Genomic DNA, 2,104 nt, shown 5'->3' on the forward strand with positions numbered 1-2,104 from the left:
GGCCGGTCGCGACGGCGCCGGCCAGCAGGCTGCGCGGCGCCGACGACCGCAACCGCACCGCGAAGCGGGCGGGATTCTCGACCAGGTGCAGCGTGAGGATCGCCAGTCCGAGCGAGATCACCACCAGCGCGAGCCGGCCCGCCAGGCCGGGCATCTGCCCGAACACCGGCGGCGCCAGCACCAGCACCGGCCAGTGCCACAGGTACCACGAGTACGACACCCGGCCGATCCCGCGCATCACCGGTTCGCCGAGGAACCGGCCCACTCCGAGAGTCGGTGTCGCACAACCGGCGCCGATCACCAGTGCGGTGCCCAGCACCGGCAGCAGCGCCGCGGTGCCGGGGAACGGCGTCGACGAGCCCACCTGCGTGCAGGTGACGACGATCAGCGCCAGCCCGCCCCACCCGACGACGGCCGCGGCCACCGGCGGCAGCGAACGCCAGAAGCCGGCGGTCAGCGCCACCACACCGCCGAGCGCCAGTTCCCAGCCCCGGGTCGGCAACGAGAAGAACGCCCACGACGGCCACTCGTGCGTCCAGGACAGTGACACCGCGAACGACGCCACCGCGACCACCGTCAGCGTGACGACATAGGGCCGCACCGATCGCGCCGCCGCCCAGCCCGCGTGGGCGACCAGCCAGGCCGTCGCGATCATCAGCGCCGGCCACAGCAGGTAGAACTGTTCCTCGACGCCGAGGGACCAGTAGTGCTGCAGCGGTGAGGGCGCCACGTCGGCCGCGAGGTAGTCGGTGCCCTCGATCGCGAACCGGTAGTTGCCGACGTACAGCGCGCTCGCGATGGCGTCACCCAGCACGCTGCGCGCCTGCAGCGCGGGCAGCAGGGCGGCGGCCGCGACAGCCGTCGCCGTCAGCACCAGCGCCGCCGCGGGGAGCAGCCGACGGGCCCGCGCCGCATAGAACGCGCCAAGCCGGACGGTTCCGGTGCCGGCCACCTCCCGCCACAGCAGGCCGGTGATCAGGAATCCCGAGACGACGAAGAACACGTCCACGCCGATGAATCCGCCGCCGATACCCGGAACGCCGGCGTGGTAGAGCACCACCGCCAGCACGGCGATCGCCCGCAGCCCTTCGATGTCGGGCCGGAAGCCATTCCGCGTCAGCGTGTTCCGACCGCTCGCGGGCGGGCCGCGTCGGGTGGTGGATCCGGGAGTCGCCGCCACTTCAGTCACTTCGGCCCCGATCGTCCCACGTCAGCGGCGTGCCGGCCGGTATTGCCCGCTCCGACGCGCCTCGCGTGTCAGACCGTCAGGGCTGTGCGGCTATCCAGGCGAGTTCGGCAGGCAGTTGGCGCCGCCACCCGTCGGCGTCGTGCCCGCCGGCGTAACCCACACCCGACGGCGGCCTGCGCAGCGAGGCGGTGAACTTCCTGGTGGCCGTGTAGAACTGATCACTGGTCCCGCAGTCCACCCGCACCGGGATCACCGACAGCGCTTCGGCGCCGAACACCGAGTACCTGGCGTAGTCGTCGGGCCCGTCGACCGCGCCGTTCATCATCGCCGGGATCCAGCCGGTGTAGAGCGCCGGGCTCACCGCGCAGATCGCCGAGGTGCGTGCCGGACCGAGCAAGCCGCCCAGCAGCAGCGCGCCGTAGCCGCCCATCGACCATCCGATGAACGCCACCCGGCTGGTGTCGAGGCCTTTCTCGGCCAGCATCGGCAGCAGTTCGTCGAGCACCATCGCCCCGGCGTCGCCGCCGGATTCCCTGGCGTGCCAGTAGCCGTTGCCGCCGTCGACGCTGACCACCGCCAGCGGAGCGCCACCGGCACGCGCCACCTCGGCGAGTGCGGTCTCGACGCCGAGCGCCATCACGCCCGCGGCGTCGGAGTCCTTGCCGTGCAGTGCGATCACGGTCCGCGCCGGCCCTGTCGCCCCCGGGGTGCGGGCGATCATCCACCGCGTCTCGATCCCGCCGCGCGCGTCGGACCGGAACGATCCCGACAGTGGGGCGGTGGCGGCCGTCGAGGGCGCACCCGGGTCGGCCCTCGCGGCTGCGGCGCCGAGCAACGGCGCCAAGGCGAAGGCGGCGCCGGCGCCCAGCCGCAGTGCAGCGCGGCGTGACAGAGACGAGTCAGTCGACATGGCGG

General features: G+C 73.2%; 2 protein-coding genes. Both read right to left on the reverse strand.

What is annotated here, in order from left to right; translation table 11 throughout:
• Positions 1 to 1,189: acyltransferase family protein (locus Q2100_RS29820; protein WP_407667720.1), on the reverse strand; the 1,189-nt coding region annotated here is incomplete at its 3' end.
• Between the two features lie 76 nt (positions 1,190 to 1,265).
• Positions 1,266 to 2,099, reverse strand: coding sequence for an alpha/beta hydrolase-fold protein (locus Q2100_RS29825; RefSeq protein ID WP_302916925.1), 834 nt, complete (start codon positions 2,097 to 2,099; stop codon positions 1,266 to 1,268).
• Positions 2,100 to 2,104 lie beyond the last annotated feature (5 nt).

The organism is Mycolicibacterium arseniciresistens (genome assembly GCF_030519285.1).
Taxonomy (GTDB): domain Bacteria; phylum Actinomycetota; class Actinomycetes; order Mycobacteriales; family Mycobacteriaceae; genus Mycobacterium; species Mycobacterium arseniciresistens.